Origin of the sequence: Yersinia alsatica (assembly GCF_902170305.1) — a bacterium.
GTDB classification, from domain to species: domain Bacteria; phylum Pseudomonadota; class Gammaproteobacteria; order Enterobacterales; family Enterobacteriaceae; genus Yersinia; species Yersinia alsatica.
The window spans coordinates 92,296-111,560 of the sequence record NZ_CABHWW010000024.1 but is presented as its reverse complement, the minus strand read 5'-3'; the positions used below and the strand labels follow the sequence as shown (position 1 = coordinate 111,560).

Genomic DNA, 19,265 nt, shown 5'->3' with positions numbered 1-19,265 from the left:
TTATCTTTCATCGAATGGCGCTGATTATAAACGCTGTTTGCGGGATGTCGCGGCTAAAAAGAAGCTATGGGAGAAATCTCCGAGAAGCTTCGCAAATTTGAGTGCTGTATTTTGCAATTAACATGAAATTTATCACTATGCTTATTGCTTATGATAGCGTGATGTTTTTCATAAAAATGTCACAAAACTGACGCATAATGGCTCGCGACATAACATAGTGACCACTAACTTACTGGCAGGGTTGATGATGGCAAGACGCATACTTGTGGTGGAAGATGAAGCACCAATCCGTGAGATGGTGTGCTTTGTGTTGGAACAGAATGGTTACCAACCGTTAGAAGCCGAAGATTATGACAGCGCAGTAACGCGTTTGTCGGAGCCTTTCCCTGATTTAGTGCTGTTGGACTGGATGTTGCCCGGTGGCTCAGGTATTCAGTTTATTAAGCATATGAAACGCGAAGCGCTGACTCGAGATATTCCAGTAATGATGTTGACTGCCCGAGGTGAAGAAGAAGACCGAGTGCGTGGTTTGGAAGTGGGTGCCGATGATTATATTACCAAGCCTTTTTCGCCAAAAGAGCTGGTGGCGCGCATTAAAGCGGTTATGCGCCGGATCTCACCAATGGCTGTAGAGGAAGTGATTGAAATGCAAGGATTGAGCCTTGACCCTTCCTCGCACCGGGTGATGGCCAATGAACAGGCGCTTGATATGGGGCCAACCGAATTTAAACTGCTGCACTTCTTTATGACCCATCCTGAGCGGGTATACAGCCGTGAGCAGTTGCTTAATTATGTCTGGGGCACTAACGTTTATGTAGAAGATCGCACGGTTGACGTGCATATTCGTCGGTTACGTAAGGCGCTTGAAGTTAATGGTCATGACAGAATGGTACAAACCGTCCGGGGAACTGGATATCGTTTCTCAACGCGCTACTGAGTTTTCAGTGCCGGAGAATTCGTTGTGTTAGAACGTTTATCGTGGAAAACGCTGGCTCTAGAGCTGGCTCTTTTTTGTCTGCCTGCATTATTGTTAGGTGCCTTTATCGGCTACCTTCCTTGGCTATTACTGGTTTCAGTAGTAGCGGCACTGGTCTGGAATTTCTATAACCAACTCAAATTATCTCACTGGCTGTGGTTAGACCGCAGCATGACTCCCCCCGCCGGGCGCTGGAGCTGGGAGCCTTTATTTTACGGCTTATACCAGATGCAGTTGCGAAATCGTCGGCGTCGGCGGGAATTAGCCTTGCTTATCAAACGCTTCCGCAGTGGTGCAGAATCATTACCTGATGCGGTGGTGATTACCACCATTGACGGCAATATTTTCTGGTGTAATGGATTGGCCCAGCAACTGTTGGGGTTCCGTTGGCCGGAAGATAATGGTCAGCATATTCTCAACTTACTGCGCTACCCGGAATTTAGCCAGTATCTGCAACAACAAGAGTTTTCTCGCCCCCTGACCCTGCAATTGAATAATGGTTATTACGTTGAGTTCCGTGTGATGCCTTATTCTGAAGGGCAATTACTTATGGTCGCCCGAGATGTTACCCAAATGCGCCAGTTGGAAGGTGCCCGCCGTAACTTCTTTGCCAATGTCAGCCATGAGCTGCGTACCCCACTGACAGTGTTGCAGGGGTATCTGGAAATGATGCATGACCAAGAGTTGGCTGGCCCATTACGTGAAAAAGCCTTAGGGACGATGCAGGAACAAACCAAGCGGATGGATGGGTTGGTAAAACAACTATTGACGCTATCACGAATTGAAGCCGCACCTAATGTGGATCTAAATGAGCAGGTGGATATTCCCCGTATGCTGAAGATGCTACAGCATGAGGTTCAGGCATTGAGCAATGGGCGTCATGAGATTACGTTTCGAATTAATGAGCAACTGAAGGTCTTCGGCAATGAAGATCAATTGCGCAGTGCGGTTTCTAACTTGGTCTATAACGCAGTCAACCACACACCTGAAGGGACTAAAATTGAGGTGTGTTGGCAGCAAACGCCGCAGGGTGCACAGTTTCAGGTTAGTGATAATGGGCCGGGTATTGGCCCTGAGCATGTTCCGCGCCTTACTGAACGCTTCTATCGGGTGGATAAAGCGCGTTCAAGGCAGACTGGCGGCAGTGGTTTAGGGTTGGCCATTGTGAAGCATGCATTGAGCCACCACGATGCCCGTCTGGATGTGATGAGTGAAATCGGTTTGGGGACGCGATTTATTTTTACCTTGCCGAATCGGTTGATTGTTCCGACGGTTTTAACCGAGAATGCAGTCAAATCCTAAGACTGCACGGATACTAAATTGATGATATGGGGAAAACTGGCGCTATTGAATGCCATGCTGTGGTTTAGCTATGGCGTTTTAGCGCAACCGACGGCGCTAGCGCCTGTGGTGACCGGGCTGCCATCATCGTCGATTTCTGCCAGTCATACATTATCCGGTAATCTTTCCAGTGTCGGTTCTGACACTTTGGCCAATCTGATGTCTTTGTGGGCCGAAGATTTCAATCATCATTATCCCGGCGTTAATTTGCAAATACAGGCGGCGGGTTCCTCTACGGCTCCTGCGGCACTGGCTGCGGGGGCCGCCCAACTTGGCCCGATGAGTCGGCCAATGAAAGCGGCTGAAATTAATGCATTTACCCAGCGTTATGGTTATCCCCCCCTTGCTATACCTGTTGCCGTTGATGCATTAGTGGTGTTTGTTCATCGAGATAACCCATTGAATAAAATAACGTTGCCTCAGCTTGATGCTATTTTCTCGCAGAATCGCCGCTGTGGGGAGCCTCATCGCATTGTCCGTTTTGGTGAGTTGGGATTGGGGGGAGGCTGGACGGATCGTTCACTGCAACGCTATAGCCGAAATTCAGCCTCGGGAACCTATGGTTTCTTCAAGCACCGAGTATTGTGTGATGGGGATTTTGTTAATAATGTCAATGAATTGCCCGGTTCTGCATCCGTTGTGCAAGCTGTGGCCGGTTCATTAAATGGCATTGGCTATGCCAGCATTGGTTTTCGTAACAGTGGGGTTAAACCCTTGGCATTGGCGGTGAATGGTCAGGATTTTGTGATGCCAACTGCTGAGAATGTCAAAGACGGCAACTATCCGTTGGCGCGTTATTTGTACATCTATATTAATAAAGCGCCGGGCCAACCGCTGGAACCTTTAACCGCAGCCTTTCTTGAGCGTGTTTTATCACCCGAAGGGCAACAACGGGTCACTCACGATGGTTATTTGCCATTGCCCCCCGAGGTGCTTAGGCATACCCGAAAAGAGCTAGGTTTTACTGATTAAAATGTTAATGGGTGGCTATAAATGATACAAATCATATGGCGTGTATTTCTCTAAATCTGGCATGATTGACTGGTTTGAAAAGATTGTCTGGATGAAGACTCTGCTTTTGTGATCCTGACTTGCCTTTCTCCGCTATAAACGGTCTACTTACCGCCGTTGTTGGCCTATTCCACCTGCAAATAACTTCAAAAACACTGCATACTGACGAAATAGATTGCTTATTAACCGCCGGAGTTTGCGTTTATCAGAGCTTTGTATTGTTTCGATCACATCGGAAAGGCCACAACGTAGAACTTTTTCTTTTGGTCATTTAACTAGGCAACACACACCACTATGAGTCATCGTTTATCGTCTAAAGATATTATGGCATTAGGTTTTATGACCTTTGCCTTATTCGTTGGAGCTGGCAACATCATCTTCCCACCGATGGTTGGTTTACAATCGGGTGAACATGTTTGGTGGGCCGCTTTGGGCTTCCTGATTACTGCGGTTGGATTACCGGTGATTACCGTTATCGCACTGGCTCGTGTGGGCGGCGGTATCGATGCCCTGAGTACGCCAATTGGCCGTGGTGCGGGTCTGGTTCTGGCTACCGTCTGTTATTTGGCTGTCGGACCCCTGTTTGCGATCCCGCGTACCGCCACTGTTTCCTTCGAAGTGGGTATTGCACCTTTGACCGGTGATGGCCCGCTGCCGCTGTTTATCTATAGCGTGGTTTACTTCGCGCTAGTTATTGGAATTTCGCTGTATCCGGGGCGTTTACTGGATACCGTCGGGCATATTCTGGCTCCGCTGAAAATTTTGGCGCTGGCTATTTTGGGTATTGCCGCCTTGATTTGGCCTGCTGGTCCGTTGATTCCGGCAACTGATGCTTACCAACAAGTGCCATTTTCCTCAGGTTTCGTTAATGGCTATTTGACCATGGATACCTTAGGTGCTCTGGTCTTCGGGATAGTTATCGTCAATGCCGCGCGTTCACGTGGTGTTGTATCCCCGAGGCTGTTGACGCGCTATACCATCTGGGCGGGCTTAATTGCCGGTGTGGGTTTGACACTGGTTTACCTGAGCTTGTTTAAGTTGGGTTCTGGCAGTGGCAGCCTGACACCTGATGCCCAAAACGGTGCCGTGGTATTGCATACTTATGTTCAGCATACTTTCGGTGGCTTGGGGAGCGTGTTCCTGGCAGCGCTGATTTTCATCGCCTGTATGGTCACTGCGGTTGGCCTGACTTGCGCCTGTGCTGAATTCTTTGCTCAATACCTGCCATTGTCATACCGGACGCTGGTCTTTATCCTCGGTATCTTCTCAATGATGGTATCGAATCTGGGGCTGAGTCATCTGATTCAGATCTCTATCCCAGTGCTGACGGCGATTTATCCACCTTGTATTGTGCTGGTACTGATGAGTTTCACCTTGCGTTGGTGGCATCACGCCTCACGTATTGTGGCGCCAGTCATGTTGGTCAGCTTGCTGTTTGGTATTCTGGATGCGGTAAAAGCGTCAACATTCGCGCATTTCCTGCCAGAGTGGACCCAGCATCTGCCATTGGCTGAACAAGGTCTGGCATGGTTATCGCCTTCACTGCTAGTATTCGTCGTCGTAGGGTTGTACGATCGGCTCTGCTGTCGCCAGGAAGTTGCTGCCAAGCAATAACTGCACAGTCATAGGATATTTTTAGCCACGGCTCATCCCCGTGGCTTTTTGCTGAAAAAAGACGGGACAATGTTCATGGAATTACCAGTCAAAAATAAGCTGAAACGCGGCCTGACGACACGCCATATCCGTTTTATGGCATTAGGGTCTGCAATAGGTACCGGCTTATTCTATGGTTCGGCTGATGCAATAAGAATGGCTGGGCCCAGTGTATTATTGGCATATCTTATTGGTGGCGTGGTGGCATTCATCATCATGCGCGCTTTGGGCGAAATGTCAGTCAATAATCCGCAAGCCAGCTCTTTCTCTCGTTATGCACAAGATTACCTTGGGCCAATGGCGGGTTATATCACCGGTTGGACCTATTGTTTTGAGATCCTGATAGTCGCTATTGCTGATGTGACTGCCTTCGGTATCTACATGGGGGTCTGGTTCCCAGATGTGCCTCATTGGGTATGGGTCCTGAGTGTCGTCCTTATTATTGGTGCTATCAATATGATGAGTGTCAAAGTATTCGGTGAGCTGGAATTTTGGTTCTCATTCTTTAAAGTTGCCACCATCATCATCATGATTCTGGCTGGTGTTGGCATCATTATTTGGGGTATTGGCAACGGCGGGCAGCCGACCGGGATTCATAATCTATGGACCAACGGCGGCTTCTTCAGTAACGGTTTTGTTGGCATGATCCTGTCATTGCAACTGGTAATGTTTGCCTATGGCGGTATTGAAATTATCGGTATTACTGCCGGTGAAGCTGAAAACCCGAAAAAATCCATTCCCAAAGCGATCAACTCCGTGCCGTGGCGTATTCTGGTATTTTATGTCGGCACACTGTTTGTCATCATGTCTATTTATCCGTGGAACCAAGTCGGCACGAACGGCAGCCCATTTGTTCTGACCTTCCAGCACATGGGAATTACCGTGGCGGCGGGTATCCTGAACTTTGTGGTTATCACCGCTTCGTTATCTGCCATTAACAGTGATGTGTTCGGTGTTGGGCGCATGCTGAATGGGATGGCTGAGCAGGGCCATGCACCAAAAGTCTTTGCGGCCATCTCCAAGCGCGGTGTACCGTGGGTCACGGTATTGGTCATGATGTTTGCCATGTTGATTGCGGTCTATCTCAATTACATCATGCCAGAGAATGTGTTCTTGGTTATCGCCTCGCTGGCGACCTTTGCTACTGTCTGGGTGTGGATTATGATTCTGTTCTCCCAGATTGGCTTCCGTCGCTCGCTAAGTAAAGATCAAATTAAGGCGCTGGATTTCCCGCTGCGCGGCGGTACTTTTACCTCTGTGCTGGCAATCATTTTCCTGGTATTTATTATCGGCCTGATTGGTTGGTTCCCAACCACCCGTATTTCACTGTATGTCGGGTTGGTGTGGATTGTAGTGTTGCTGGTGGGCTATTACTTCAAAGTCAGTCATCAGAAGAAACAAGCAATCGCCGTGAAAGAAGCTGAGTAAGACTAAATTAAACTCAATTTAAAGCCGGGAGATTTCCCGGCTTTTTCTTATTTCCGCCACCTTAAAGTTCACTGAGTCTGTAGTTTTTGTCTCTCTGATATCCTAATCAATCTCTCTCCGCCCCCGGCCTCATCCCTGATATTTATGCCGACAGATGATGGGCTGCATCCAATAACATGGCACTGTTTATATCGATTAATTATTTTACGGGTGAATGTGTCGCGGCGTTAATGTCTGCACCAGATAGCCTTAACAGGAATGGTTTTGGTTAAAGCAGGAGAGTTTTATGCTTAGTGGTTGGCATTTACCGGTTACGCCTTTTGTTCGTCAGCGAGGCGATGCATTACACATTACTTTGTGGTTGCTGGGTGACAATTTGCCCGAGCAAGTTTTCTTACGCTGTGAGCCAGATAACGAAGAGTGGCTGCTTAGCATGAAGGGGCAGCAACGTGATGGCTTTTGGTGTTATCGCGCGAAACTAGCTTTACACGAAGGCCAGCCGACACGGCGCTATTGCTTCAAACTGTTGTGGAGTGATGACCAGCAGTGGTTCGGCCCGCTGGGCTTTTCAAAAGTACCGCCCGCGCAATTGGCCCAGTTTGCCATCGATCTGCCTGACAGTGGCCCGGATTGGGTCGCTGATCAGATTTTTTATCAGATATTCCCCGACCGTTTTGCCAGTAGTCAGGGTGAACATGGCGTGCAGGAGGGCAGCTATACCCACCATGCCGCCGGTGTTTCCGTCTCGCGCCGAGAATGGCAACAGCCACTGGATGATACCAATGCGGCCTCGACTTTCTATGGGGGTGATTTGGCCGGTATCAGTCAAAAAATCCCGTACTTGCAGCAATTAGGTGTTACTGCGCTGTATCTGAACCCGATTTTCACCGCCCCCAGTGTCCATAAATATGACACACAAGATTATTACCAGGTTGATCCTCATTTCGGGGGAGAGCCAGCTTTTCTACAATTACGCCATGCCACGCGTGAGGCCGGGATCAAGTTAGTTCTTGATGGCGTGTTTAATCACACCGGCGATTCCCACCATTGGTTTGACCGTCATCAGCAAGGTGAGAATGGCGCTTGCCACCATCAGGATTCGCCTTATCGCGGTTGGTTTAATTTCTTCCCCGATGGGCGGGCGCTGGATTGGAAAGGCAATGCCAGCTTACCAAAACTCAACTTTGCCAATGAAGGTGTGGTGAATCAAATTTATCGTGGCGCAGATAGTGTGGTTCGCCATTGGTTAAAACCGCCATACAGCATTGATGGCTGGCGGCTGGATGTGGTGCATATGCTGGGGGAAGAGGGCGGAGCAAAAGGCAATTTGCGCCATCTGGCCGGTATCTATCAGGCCGCGAAAGAAGAGAATCCTCAAGCTTATATGTTGGGGGAACACTTTGGTGATGCCCGTAACTGGTTGCATGCCGGAGTGGAAGATGCGGCAATGAACTATATGGGTTTTGCCTTGCCGGTGCGCGGCTTCTTGGCTGGTCAGGATGTTGCCTATCATCCGATAAAACTGCAGGCTGAAGATTGCGCCTATTGGATGGATGAATATCGTGCTGGATTACCTCATGGCCATCAGCTGCGTGCATTTAACCAGTTAGACAGCCATGATACCGCCCGTTTTATCACGCTGCTCAATGGTGATAAAGCCCGCATGCAAATGGCGCTAGTATGGTTGTTTAGCTGGATTGGTGTGCCTTGCTTGTTTTATGGCGATGAGATTGGCTTGGATGGCGGCAATGACCCGTACTGCCGTAAACCTTTCCCGTGGGATAAAGCGCTATGGCAAGAGGACCTGCTGAAACTGTGCCAGCGAATGGCAGCCTTGCGACACAAAAGTATGGCGCTGCGGCGTGGAGGATGTCAGGTTATTCATGCCAATGGAGATTCTCTGATATTTATTCGTAGCTATCAGCGTGAGCGGGTGATGGTGGCCATACAACGTAACCGCGATACCGATATTTTATTGCCGCGCTCGCCATTACTTAATGTTGCTCAATGGCAGCGCATTGAAGGTTCATCTGAACTGAATGTCACAGACGGCGGTATCCATTTGCAGCTGTGTGGCGAGAGTGTCACATTGTGGCGCGGGGTTGGTGAGCACTAACTTAAGAACTGTTACCAAAGTGCGAGATATTAAAAGCGGCCAAGCGCCGCTTTTCCTTTAGGTGAGATACTATATATAAGACAGTTGTAGAGAGTAATAACAGGTAGAAATTGTTGCCAGCTAACTTCACCGAAGGGAAAATGATATGAGCACAACTAAAAGACAGGCATTGATCATTGGAGCCTCACGGGGCTTGGGTCTGGGTCTGGTTGATGAACTTAATCGCCGTGGATGGTCAGTGACTGCGACAACACGTGGTGCAGCGAAAGATACCAGCGCGCATGCGGCTCACTGGTTGACATTAGATATCAATCAACCTGAAAGTATTAAAGAGTTTTTACCCCAAGTTGAGGGCCAGAAGTTTGACCTGATATTTGTTAATGCGGGCATTTCTGGGCCAGAGCATCAATCTGCGATTGAGGCTAAACCAGAAGAGATCCTCGAATTGTTCCAAACGAATGCAGTTTCACCCATTCGTATTGCCCAACTTCTGCTAGCACAACGTAATCCAACCCACAGTGTATTGGCCTTTATGTCGTCTCAATTAGGTAGCCTTGATCATAATGCTTCCGGTCATAAGCCTTTATATTCAGCAAGTAAGGCTGCATTGAATATGATGACGCGTAATCTGGTTGCCGAGGTGGCCGACCCATCGCTAACCGTTTTATCCATTCATCCGGGGTGGGTAAAAACTGATATGGGAGGAGATGCCGCGCCATTGACCATTGCTACCAGTGTGAAAGGGGTGGTTGATCAAATTGAACACGCTTCCGGTAAGGGTGGGCATGGCTTTATTGACTATCAGGGGCACACATTGCCTTGGTGATATAATTTGCGGGTAAATTCCCCCATCGATGCATTGATGGGGGATGAGTCATAATTTACATATTAGTAACCGATAGCAGCCCCAGCCGGGCGACGGACATCATTGGCTCCATACAAATAGCCTTCACGGACTTTGCCGGAGACGGCAGAATCATTCCCTGAGTTAGCAGGACTCACCCCTTCAACACCAGCCAAACCAACTAAAATCAGCTCAGCAGCGCCCCATGGATTCTGCTCAACCATTTTATATCCCATTGTTTTCAGCAGATTAAGGCTATCTGCGGAAACACCGCGCTGCTCGTAGTAAACCTCGTCTGGTAACCACTGATGATGGATACGTGGCGCATCCACCGCCTCTTGTGGTGCCATACCGTGGTCAATTACGTTCAATGCTGTTTGCAGGGTTATTGTAATGATCCGCGAGCCACCCGGTGACCCTAAAACCATAAATGTCTTACCATCTTTGGTCACTAACGTTGGGCTCATCGACGATAGTGGGCGCTTACCGGGGGCGATGGAGTTGGTTGCTCCCTGAACTAAACCATACATATTTTGCTCGCCGACTTTGACCGTAAAGTCATCCATTTCATCATTCAGGAAAAAGCCAGTACCGGGGGCAATCACCACAGCACCAAAGCGGCCATTAACTGTGTAGGTGGTAGAGACGGCATTACCTTCATGATCGACAATCGAATAGTGGGTTGTTTCCGGTTTTTCATGCGGCTGCATACCCGGCTGAACTTCTACTGATGGCGTCGCTTTATTGGCGACAATTTGCTTACGAATATCAGCGGCATAACTTTTGCTCAGCAGGTGGTCAATTGGGTTCTTAACAAACTCCGGATCGCCGAGGAAAGTATTGCGATCCATATAGGCATGGCGCATGGCCTCTGTCAGCGTATGAATGTAAGCCGCAGAGTTAAAGCCCATGCTTTTCAGGTCATAGCCCTCAAGGACATTTAATGTTTCACATAATGTCACCCCACCCGAGCTAGGCGGCGGGGAAGAGACGAATTTATAGCCACGATAACTGCAAGTGATAGGGGCGGTTTCGGTGATTTTATAGTTGGCGAAATCGGCTGCGGTAAGAATGCCGCCGCCTTTTTTAGCCGCTGCTTCAACTGCTTGCGGTATTTTCCCCTGATAGAAAGCATCCGGTCCTTTTTCAGAAATAGCCGTCAGAGTCTCTGCCAGATCCGCTTGAATCAGGCGATCTCCCGGTTGCAGCGCTTCTCCATTTGGGCGCAGGAAAATTCGAGCAGATTCAGGGTCTTGCCGGAAACGTTTGACGGTTGTGTCCAGAATGTCAGTATCGGCACGAGTCAATATAAAGCCCTCGCGGGCCAGTTTGATTGCTGGAGCCATCACTTGCTGACGTGTCAATTTGCCGTATTTCTGCTGGGCACTGTCCATACCCAACACGGTGCCCGGCACGCCTGCGGCCAAATAGCCATATAAACTGGCATCTTTGGTGACTTTGCCCTCTTTATCCAGATACATATCAGCACTGGCTGCGGCAGGTGCAGTTTCACGGAAGTTTATAAATGTGTCAGTTCCATCGGCTAGGTGAATGGTCATAAAACCTCCCCCGCCAATATTGCCGCAGCAGGGATTCACCACCGCCTGTGCGTAACCCACAGCCACCGCAGCATCAACCGCATTGCCACCCATTTTTAAAATATCCGTCCCAACCTGTGAAGCCAGATACTGGGAGGTTACCACCATGCCATTTTTTGCCTCTACCGCCGGTGTTGAGGCCGCATGTAGCGTACCACTGACCAACAAAGCCAATATAGCCAAGGGTTTGTTCCATTTTTTTAAATGCATTCTGACTCCTGTTATTTCCTGTCCGCCAGGGATTACCCGGTCATTTTTGTCTGGCAGCTTAAAAGTGCTGCTTATGGAATGTGCAAAACACATACCAGTAATAATTAATAGCAGAATAAATATTTGTGGCAGCTAATTAATTGGCGGCGGAAGGTGGTTGAGTCAGTTATGTACGAACTAATAGGTTGGTTTTTGCTCAGTGAAAATTAAATTAAATGAAAACAACTGATTGAAAATAAAGCGATCTGCTTAAGGAAGATAAGGTAGGATTAGAAATAATAATTATATAGACTTCGTGGCGGGTGCTTGAAGCTGTCTGCTTTAGGTGCTTATTTCAGGTTGAGAGTAGACAGAGAAAAGCCCCGTATCAATGCTAATTAATACGAGGCTCTCTGTAATACCCGACAGTATTACGGTAGCCTTTTCCCCGCCGAAAGGCAAGGCAAGGAGGCTTGATATGTTGCCACAAAATACGCTTGTTTGGTGCCTATTGATTGTTTGTATAACAGTTCTGGCATTTACATTAATTACGCATAAATCACTGTGTGAATTACGCCTAAAAGATGGAAACAAGGAAGTTGCGGCCATTTTAGCTTACGAATCTGAAAGGTAAGGCAACTGGGCGGGGAGTGATTCCCGCCCTTCGTTGTCAGGGTAGCCATTTTATTGTTAGTTGCAGCTTTCAAGCACCCATTTTTAATGTTTATGAACTTAAGTTATATCAAAATAAAAAAGCCAGTCAGCGAGAACTGACTGGCTTTATATCCCCCGAATAAATCAGGGGAGGCATAAACTGTTATTACAGTTTAGAGGCGTTTTCTGACAGATATTTAGCAACGCCATCTGGAGATGCGCCCATACCTGCTTTACCTTTTTCCCACTGAGCAGGGCAAACATCACCATGTTCTTCGTGGAATTGCAGCGCGTCAACCATACGCAGCATTTCGTCAATGTTACGGCCCAGTGGCAGGTCGTTAACCACTTGGTGACGAACTACGCCGTTTTTGTCGATCAGGAAAGAACCACGCAGTGCAACGCCAGCATCTGGGTGCTCAATACCGTAGGCTTTCTGAATTTCACGTTTGATATCAGCAACCATTGGGTATTTAACTTCACCAATACCGCCTTTATCTACTGGGGTTTTACGCCATGCGTTGTGTACAAACTCGGAGTCAAAAGAAACACCTACAACTTCAACGCCACGTTTCTGGAATTCTTCGTAACGGTGGTCGAAAGCGATCAACTCTGAAGGACAAACGAAAGTGAAGTCCATTGGCCAGAAGAACAGGACGGCAGGGCGGCCGTTCAGGTGTTTTTTCAGGTTGAAGTTTTCAACGATTTCGCCGCTACCAAGAACAGCAGCTGCTGTAAAATCAGGGGCTTGACGAGTTACCAGAACCATAAATTACTCCTGTTAATAGGGATGGATTAACCAGTTGTCTTAAAAGTATCGGCACAGCATAGGTATTTAAGCTCAATGAATAAAGGGATAAATACCGATTGCTGTGATAGCTTTTACCTATTGTTACAACGATTTTAGTTTCGTAGTCTTGCTAAGATACCCATTCTTGCAGAAAGAGCAAGTGACTTAGCGTTAATAGCCACACAAACTAAAATGTTTTAATCTATATCTGCTTGTGTTGTGCCTGCACCATCATGGCAGGATAAAATGCCCAGAACAGTTGTTCTAGCGGCTGATAGTGTTGTTCTATGTCGTGAAAAGAACCCGCGAGGGCTGCCAGCTTAGGTCGTCGATTTGCCATACCTTGTAACACATCAGCTATAAAGGGTAGCTCAGCGTAGCGCTCCAGCCAACGCTCAGGCCACAGATAAGCATTTAGGTTCTGGAAACGCGCCGGTGTCTGCGGCAAATGCGGCAAAATTTGGTGTTGCGCGTGTTCAATAAAATCGGGTAAAGAGTAACCAGGCACCAGTTTATCCCAGTTGCGGGCAAGAAAATGATCCCACAAAACATCCAGAGTAATAGGGGCCACCCGACGATAATCAGCGCTGAAATAGCCACGGGCTTCTTTCACCAACGGCAAGGTATCGGTCATAACATCAACGCGACGATGCATCATTATGCCAGCGACAATGTCAGGGGAATATTCACCCTGTGGATTACCGCGGACAAAGTCGGCCAATAAATTGCCCAATAAAGAGCTGTCAGCCAATGTTGCGAGATGAAGGTGAGCGAGAAAATTCATGAACGGAGTATATACCTTTATTACTTTAAGTTGCAGCCTGCCCTTGGGGGCTCTAGACTAGCGGCCTGTTTTTATGAACCGCCCCATCATTCTTGTTGGCCGGGTCTGTCCTTATATTATGAAGTGGAAAGCCATGCGTGTTGCCGATTTTTCTTTTGAGCTCCCGGAATCTCTGATTGCCCATTACCCCCAGCCCCAGCGTAGCGGTTGCCGCTTATTATCGCTGGATGGCCCTACGGGAAGGTTAACGCACGGTATTTTCACCGATTTGCTGGATAAGTTGGAGCCAGGCGATCTGCTGGTATTCAATAATACTCGGGTTATTCCCGCGCGCCTGTTTGGTCGTAAAGCCAGTGGTGGCAAGCTGGAAGTGCTGGTAGAGCGGGTTCTGGATGATAGCCGCGTGCTGGCCCATGTAAAAGCCTCGAAAGCGCCTAAACCCGGTGCTGAGTTGCTGTTGGGGGATGATGAAAGCATCCGAGCGACTATGGTGGCGCGCCATGACACTTTATTTGAGCTACGTTTTGACGATGAGCGGGATGTTTTCACCATCCTGAATCTGGTCGGTCATATGCCCTTGCCTCCTTATATTGATCGCCCTGATGAAGATGCTGATCGCGAACTGTACCAGACAGTATACAGCCAGCGTCCAGGGGCCGTCGCAGCACCAACCGCCGGGCTACATTTTGATGAGCCGCTGTTGGCAGCGTTGCGTGAGAAGGGTATTGAGATGGCCTTTGTCACCTTGCATGTTGGCGCCGGGACATTCCAGCCAGTGCGGGTCGATACCATTGAAGAGCATATTATGCACTCCGAATATGCAGAAGTGCCTCAAGAGGTAGTAGATGCAGTTCTGGCCTGTAAGGCTCGTGGTAATCGTGTGGTCGCTGTGGGTACCACATCAGTCCGTTCATTGGAAAGTGCCGCTAAGGCCACCGAGAATGGCCTTATTTCCCCTTTCTTTGGTGATACTCGCATCTTTATTTACCCGGGATATCACTATCAGGTCGTGGATGCTTTGGTCACCAACTTCCATTTGCCTGAATCAACATTGATAATGTTGGTTTCTGCTTTCGCTGGTTATAAAAATACCATGAATGCTTATCAGCAGGCAGTTGCAGAGCAATATCGCTTTTTCAGTTACGGTGATGCAATGTTCATCAGCCGTAATCCACGGGCACCGGAAGAGACGGTCAACCCGTAAATTTTAGGTCACACTCGCGGTGTGATCCGGCAAAACAACATTGGACTGTTTTTCCGATGCTGGAGGTTATGTGAAGTACGAATTACAAAAAACTGACGGGCGTGCTCGTCGTGGTCGCCTGATATTCGAACGTGGTGTCGTTGAGACTCCGGCATTTATGCCAGTGGGTACTTATGGCACCGTAAAAGGGATGACACCGGAAGAAGTCAAAGAGACGGGCGCACAGATCTTGCTGGGCAACACCTTCCACCTTTGGTTGCGTCCGGGCCAGGAAATCATGAAGTTACATGGTGACTTGCATGATTTTATGCAATGGCATGGCCCTATTCTGACTGATTCAGGCGGCTTTCAGGTATTCAGTCTGGGTGCGATGCGCAAAATCAAAGAAGAGGGGGTGACGTTCCAGAACCCTATCAACGGCGATAAAGTATTCCTTAGCCCAGAAAAATCGATGGAAATTCAGTACGATCTCGGCTCCGATATCGTGATGATTTTTGACGAATGTACCCCATACCCTGCAGACTGGGCTTATGCCAAGCGCTCGATGGAAATGTCACTGCGCTGGGCTGCCCGTAGTCGCCAACGCTTTGATGAACTGAACAATAAAAATGCCTTGTTCGGTATTATTCAGGGTGGCGTTTACGAAGATTTACGAGATGTGTCAGTAAAAGGGCTGGTAGATATCGGTTTTGATGGTTACGCTGTGGGCGGCTTGGCGGTAGGTGAGCCAAAAGAAGATATGCATCGTATTTTGGAGCATGTTTGCCCGCAGATTCCAGCGGATAAACCACGTTACCTCATGGGCGTGGGGAAACCTGAGGATTTGGTTGAAGGTGTGCGTCGTGGCATCGACATGTTTGACTGTGTAATGCCGACACGTAACGCTCGTAACGGCCATCTGTTTGTCACCGACGGTGTAGTAAAAATCCGTAATGCCAAGCATAAGAGTGATACTGCAACGTTGGACGAACACTGTGATTGCTACACTTGTCGCAATTATAGTCGTGCCTACTTGCATCATCTCGACCGTTGCAACGAAATACTGGGTGCACGGCTAAATACCATTCATAACCTGCGTTACTACCAACGCTTAATGGCGGGTTTACGTCAGGCTATTGAAGAGGGTAAATTAGAGAACTTCGTCGAAGATTTCTATGGCCGAATAGGGAAACCTGTTCCACCATTATTATCTTCAGAATTAAGCGTTTGATTTTAAAATTATTGTCTTTGTATTTATAGATTGAGCAGTTACGATTTGCTGTTACTGATTCTATCGCACTGATTTCACACTGATATTGATAACAATGAGGGAATTTTAATGAGTCTTTTCATTTCCGATGCTGTCGCATCCGCTGGGGCTCCGGCTCAGAGCAGCCCGTACTCCCTGGTGATTATGCTGGTGGTATTTGGTCTGATTTTCTACTTCATGATCCTGCGTCCACAGCAAAAACGTGCCAAAGAACACAAAAAACTGATGGATTCTATTGGTAAAGGTGATGAAGTGCTGACCACTGGTGGTTTGCTTGGTCGTGTTACTAAAGTAGCGGAAACGGGTTATATCGTAATCGCACTGAACGACACCACTGAAGTGATGATCAAACGTGACTTCGTTGCTGCCGTTTTACCGAAAGGTACAATGAAAGCTCTGTAATTTTCGATTTTCCCGAAGGGAATTGCCGTGTTAAACCGTTATCCTTTGTGGAAGTATCTGATGTTGATCGTTGTGATCTTCGTCGGTCTGCTATATGCACTTCCCAACCTTTATGGTGAGGATCCGGCTGTTCAAATCACTGGTGCGCGAGGAATCGCCGCCAGTGAAACAACGCTGGTCCAAGTCCGTGACGTTTTAGAAAAAGACAACATAGCGAGCAAGTCTATTGCGCTGGAAAACGGTGCAATCTTGGCTCGCTTTAGAGATCCTGACGTCCAGCTGCGCGCCCGTGAGGCACTGATGGCTGCGATGGGGGACCAATACGTAATCGCCTTGAACCTGGCTCCAGCAACGCCTTCTTGGCTTGCTAGATTAGGCGCAGAGCCGATGAAACTTGGGCTTGACCTGCGTGGTGGTGTGCACTTCCTGATGGAAGTGGATATGGATACCGCACTTAGCAAGCTGCAAGAGCAAACGATGGATACCCTGCGCACCGATTTGCGTGAGAAAAATATCCCGTATGCCACTGTACGTAAACTCGACAACTATGGTGTTGAAGTGCGTTTCCGCGATGATCAAACGCGCGATGACGCTATCAGCTACCTCTCTTCTCGCCACCGTGATCTGGTGATTGGCTCCAATGGCAGCAATACATTAAAAGCTGTGATGAGCGATGACCGTCTGCGTGAAGCGCGTGAATATGCTGTTCAGCAAAACATTACTATTCTGCGTAACCGGGTTAACCAATTAGGTGTAGCCGAGCCGTTGGTTCAGCGCCAAGGTTCAGATCGTATTGTGGTTGAATTACCGGGTATTCAAGATACCGCTCGTGCTAAAGAAATTCTTGGTGCGACTGCAACTCTAGAATTCCGTCTGGTAAACAGCAATGTTGATGCCTCTGTGGCGGCTTCCGGTCGTGTGCCGGGTGACTCTGAAGTCAAAAATACCCGTGAAGGTCGTCCGGTTGTCTTGTACAAGCGCGTGATCCTGACTGGTGACCATATTACCGACTCAACTTCCAGCACCGACGAATATAACCAAGCTCAGGTTAATATTTCGCTCGACAGTGCCGGTGGTTCATTGATGTCTAATTTTACCAAAGACAATATCGGCAAGCCGATGGCGACTTTGTTCGTAGAATATAAAGACAGCGGTAAGAAAGATGCCAATGGCCGGGCGATTCTGGTTAAGCAAGAAGAAGTTATCAACGTCGCGACTATTCAGTCTCGCTTAGGTAACAGTTTCCGCATTACTGGTATTGATAACCCAGCTGAAGCTCGTCAGCTTTCCCTGTTGCTGCGTGCTGGTGCATTGATTGCACCAATCCAGATCGTGGAAGAGCGTACCATCGGGCCAACTTTGGGTTCACAGAACATTGCTCAAGGTTTGGAAGCTTGCTTGTGGGGCTTGGCGGTTTCTATCCTGTTTATGGTGATTTACTACCGTAAGTTTGGTGTGATTGCCAGTACTGCATTGTTGGCTAACCTCGTGTTGATCGTGGGTGTGATGTCCCTGTTACCGGGGGCGACATTAACCATGCCGGGTATTGCCGGGATCGTATTGACGCTGGCGGTAGCAGTTGATGCTAACGTACTGATTAACGAGCGAATAAAAGAAGAGTACAGGAACGGGCGGACGATACAGCAAGCGATTCATGAAGGGTACAAAGGTGCCTTCTCAAGTATCGTCGATGCAAACGTAACGACACTTATCACAGCAATCATTCTTTATGCTGTGGGTACCGGTTCGATTAAAGGCTTTGCTATTACAACGGCAATCGGTGTTGTAACGTCAATGTTCACCGCAATAGTCGGTACTCGTGCCATCGTCAACCTGCTTTACGGCGGCAAGCGCATTAACAAGCTGTCTATTTGAGGAGTACGTTGTGGCACAGGATTATACTGTTGAACAACTGAACTATGGCCGTAAAGTCTATGACTTTATGCGCTGGGATTACGTTGCTTTCGGCATCTCACTGCTGTTGTTAGTGGCATCCATTGTGGTGATGTCTACTAAAGGGTTTAACTGGGGTCTGGATTTCACCGGTGGTACGGTGATTGAAATTAACCTGGAGAAACCTGCGGATCTGGATCAACTGCGTGACACTCTGGAAGCAGCGGGCTTTGAATCGCCAATCCTGCAAAACTTTGGTAGCACTCGAGATGTAATGGTACGTATGCCACCTGCAACCGGGACTGCCGGGCAGGAGCTGGGTAACAAAGTCATCTCAGTCATCAATGAGTCAGTTGATAAGAATGCATCAGTAAAACGCATCGAATTCGTCGGGCCAAGCGTGGGCAGTGATTTAGCTCAAGCGGGTGGTATGGCGCTGTTAGTCGCGTTGCTCTGTATTCTGGTTTATGTTGGTTTCCGTTTTGAATGGCGTTTGGCGCTGGGGGCGGTTATCGCTCTGGCACATGACGTGGTCATTACCATGGGGATCTTGTCGTTATTCCATATTGAGATTGACCTAACCATCATCGCTTCATTGATGTCGGTTATTGGTTACTCACTTAACGACAGTATCGTGGTCTCGGACCGTATTCGTGAGAACTTCCGCAAGATTCGCCGCGGTACGCCTTATGAAATCATGAACGTGTCCCTGACCCAGACTTTAAGCCGTACTATCATGACATCTGCAACCACGCTGATGGTGGTATTGATGCTGTTTATCTTCGGTGGTGCGATGCTGCAAGGCTTCTCACTGACGATGCTGATCGGTGTTTCCATCGGTACTGTTTCATCCATCTACGTAGCGTCTGCGCTGGCGTTGAAGCTGGGTATGAAACGTGAGCATATGTTGCAGCAGAAAGTTGAGAAAGAAGGTGCTGATCAGCCTTCAATTCTGCCGTGATAGCTTAGTCTAAGGTAAGCCCTGATACCGCGATTGTGGCATCAGGGCTTTTTTTTGCCGCTACATTTGTCATTTTCCCTGCCACTCTCCCGCAGTAACAAGACTCGTATTACTTTATCTTGATTTTTGACTCTTAAAGTTTGTTTAAACTTATTTTGATGGCATTGAGGCA

Annotated in this window: 16 protein-coding genes; 13 read left to right on the top strand and 3 right to left on the bottom strand. The window is 48.2% G+C overall.

Features of this window, described 5'->3' with window-relative positions:
* Window positions 1–247 precede the first annotated feature (247 nt).
* The 7 genes from phoB (at window position 248) to FTA96_RS13530 (ending at window position 9,351) form a co-directional block, all read left to right on the top strand.
* Window positions 248–937, top strand: a complete 690-nt coding sequence (gene phoB / locus FTA96_RS13560) for a phosphate response regulator transcription factor PhoB (RefSeq protein ID WP_050108991.1) — start codon at window positions 248–250, stop codon at window positions 935–937.
* Between the two features lie 24 nt (window positions 938–961).
* A complete protein-coding gene (phoR, locus tag FTA96_RS13555; RefSeq protein ID WP_050108990.1) occupies window positions 962–2,278 on the top strand; it encodes a phosphate regulon sensor histidine kinase PhoR in 1,317 nt (438 codons plus the stop codon).
* 21 nt (window positions 2,279–2,299) lie between these two features.
* Window positions 2,300–3,289, top strand: coding sequence for a PstS family phosphate ABC transporter substrate-binding protein (locus FTA96_RS13550; RefSeq protein ID WP_145574049.1), 990 nt, complete (start codon window positions 2,300–2,302; stop codon window positions 3,287–3,289).
* A gap of 333 nt (window positions 3,290–3,622) precedes the next feature.
* The gene (gene brnQ, locus FTA96_RS13545; RefSeq protein ID WP_050151569.1) at window positions 3,623–4,942 is read left to right on the top strand and encodes a branched-chain amino acid transport system II carrier protein; all 1,320 of its coding nucleotides are present in this window, start codon (window positions 3,623–3,625) and stop codon (window positions 4,940–4,942) included.
* A gap of 75 nt (window positions 4,943–5,017) precedes the next feature.
* Window positions 5,018–6,409 (top strand): proline-specific permease ProY, encoded by a 1,392-nt coding sequence (gene proY, locus FTA96_RS13540; RefSeq protein WP_050108987.1) that lies wholly within the window; start codon window positions 5,018–5,020, stop codon window positions 6,407–6,409.
* Window positions 6,410–6,695: 286 nt separating this feature from the next.
* Window positions 6,696–8,525 carry a maltodextrin glucosidase gene (malZ, locus tag FTA96_RS13535; RefSeq protein ID WP_145574047.1) on the top strand — a complete coding sequence of 610 codons (1,830 nt, stop codon included), beginning with the start codon at window positions 6,696–6,698 and terminating at the stop codon, window positions 8,523–8,525.
* Between the two features lie 145 nt (window positions 8,526–8,670).
* Window positions 8,671–9,351, top strand: a complete 681-nt coding sequence (locus tag FTA96_RS13530; protein WP_050108985.1) for an SDR family oxidoreductase — start codon at window positions 8,671–8,673, stop codon at window positions 9,349–9,351.
* 62 nt (window positions 9,352–9,413) lie between these two features.
* Here the strand turns inward: FTA96_RS13530 and ggt are convergent, their stop codons facing one another.
* The gene (ggt, locus tag FTA96_RS13525; RefSeq protein ID WP_050108984.1) at window positions 9,414–11,177 is read right to left on the bottom strand and encodes a gamma-glutamyltransferase; all 1,764 of its coding nucleotides are present in this window, start codon (window positions 11,175–11,177) and stop codon (window positions 9,414–9,416) included.
* 457 nt (window positions 11,178–11,634) lie between these two features.
* Between ggt and FTA96_RS13520 the strand changes: the two genes are divergently transcribed.
* Window positions 11,635–11,790: a type I toxin-antitoxin system Hok family toxin gene (locus FTA96_RS13520; protein ID WP_050099201.1), complete on the top strand. Its 156-nt coding sequence runs from the start codon at window positions 11,635–11,637 to the stop codon at window positions 11,788–11,790.
* A gap of 186 nt (window positions 11,791–11,976) precedes the next feature.
* On the opposite strand, the gene FTA96_RS13515 is transcribed toward FTA96_RS13520, so the two are convergent.
* Entirely contained in the window at window positions 11,977–12,579 is a 603-nt protein-coding gene (locus tag FTA96_RS13515; protein ID WP_004707520.1) for a peroxiredoxin C, read from the bottom strand.
* 223 nt (window positions 12,580–12,802) lie between these two features.
* Window positions 12,803–13,384 carry an acyl carrier protein phosphodiesterase gene (locus FTA96_RS13510; protein ID WP_050108983.1) on the bottom strand — a complete coding sequence of 194 codons (582 nt, stop codon included), beginning with the start codon at window positions 13,382–13,384 and terminating at the stop codon, window positions 12,803–12,805.
* 133 nt (window positions 13,385–13,517) lie between these two features.
* On the opposite strand from FTA96_RS13510, the gene queA reads away from it, so the two are divergent.
* From queA to secF, 5 genes are all read left to right on the top strand, one after another.
* Window positions 13,518–14,588, top strand: a complete 1,071-nt coding sequence (queA, locus tag FTA96_RS13500; RefSeq protein WP_050109010.1) for a tRNA preQ1(34) S-adenosylmethionine ribosyltransferase-isomerase QueA — start codon at window positions 13,518–13,520, stop codon at window positions 14,586–14,588.
* Window positions 14,589–14,658: 70 nt separating this feature from the next.
* Entirely contained in the window at window positions 14,659–15,798 is a 1,140-nt protein-coding gene (tgt, locus tag FTA96_RS13495) for a tRNA guanosine(34) transglycosylase Tgt (protein ID WP_145574046.1), read from the top strand.
* Window positions 15,799–15,906: 108 nt separating this feature from the next.
* Window positions 15,907–16,239: a preprotein translocase subunit YajC gene (yajC, locus tag FTA96_RS13490; protein ID WP_005166605.1), complete on the top strand. Its 333-nt coding sequence runs from the start codon at window positions 15,907–15,909 to the stop codon at window positions 16,237–16,239.
* Window positions 16,240–16,266: 27 nt separating this feature from the next.
* Window positions 16,267–18,114, top strand: coding sequence for a protein translocase subunit SecD (gene secD, locus FTA96_RS13485; RefSeq protein WP_072077566.1), 1,848 nt, complete (start codon window positions 16,267–16,269; stop codon window positions 18,112–18,114).
* Window positions 18,115–18,124: 10 nt separating this feature from the next.
* Window positions 18,125–19,093 (top strand): protein translocase subunit SecF, encoded by a 969-nt coding sequence (gene secF / locus FTA96_RS13480; protein ID WP_050108980.1) that lies wholly within the window; start codon window positions 18,125–18,127, stop codon window positions 19,091–19,093.
* Window positions 19,094–19,265: the final 172 nt, after the last annotated feature.

Excerpts from the sequence above, each read along its gene's own strand:
- phoB (WP_050108991.1), top strand. The coding sequence starts at position 248 with ATGGCAAGACGCATACTTGTGGTGGAAGATGAAGCACCAATCCGTGAG.
- ggt (WP_050108984.1), bottom strand. The coding sequence starts at position 11,177 with ATGCATTTAAAAAAATGGAACAAACCCTTGGCTATATTGGCTTTGTTG.
- FTA96_RS13515 (WP_004707520.1), bottom strand. The coding sequence starts at position 12,579 with ATGGTTCTGGTAACTCGTCAAGCCCCTGATTTTACAGCAGCTGCTGTT.
- yajC (WP_005166605.1), top strand. The coding sequence starts at position 15,907 with ATGAGTCTTTTCATTTCCGATGCTGTCGCATCCGCTGGGGCTCCGGCT.
- FTA96_RS13550 (WP_145574049.1), top strand. The coding sequence starts at position 2,300 with ATGATATGGGGAAAACTGGCGCTATTGAATGCCATGCTGTGGTTTAGC.
- FTA96_RS13520 (WP_050099201.1), top strand. The coding sequence starts at position 11,635 with ATGTTGCCACAAAATACGCTTGTTTGGTGCCTATTGATTGTTTGTATA.
- queA (WP_050109010.1), top strand. The coding sequence starts at position 13,518 with ATGCGTGTTGCCGATTTTTCTTTTGAGCTCCCGGAATCTCTGATTGCC.
- FTA96_RS13530 (WP_050108985.1), top strand. The coding sequence starts at position 8,671 with ATGAGCACAACTAAAAGACAGGCATTGATCATTGGAGCCTCACGGGGC.
- malZ (WP_145574047.1), top strand. The coding sequence starts at position 6,696 with ATGCTTAGTGGTTGGCATTTACCGGTTACGCCTTTTGTTCGTCAGCGA.
- brnQ (WP_050151569.1), top strand. The coding sequence starts at position 3,623 with ATGAGTCATCGTTTATCGTCTAAAGATATTATGGCATTAGGTTTTATG.
- FTA96_RS13510 (WP_050108983.1), bottom strand. The coding sequence starts at position 13,384 with ATGAATTTTCTCGCTCACCTTCATCTCGCAACATTGGCTGACAGCTCT.
- proY (WP_050108987.1), top strand. The coding sequence starts at position 5,018 with ATGGAATTACCAGTCAAAAATAAGCTGAAACGCGGCCTGACGACACGC.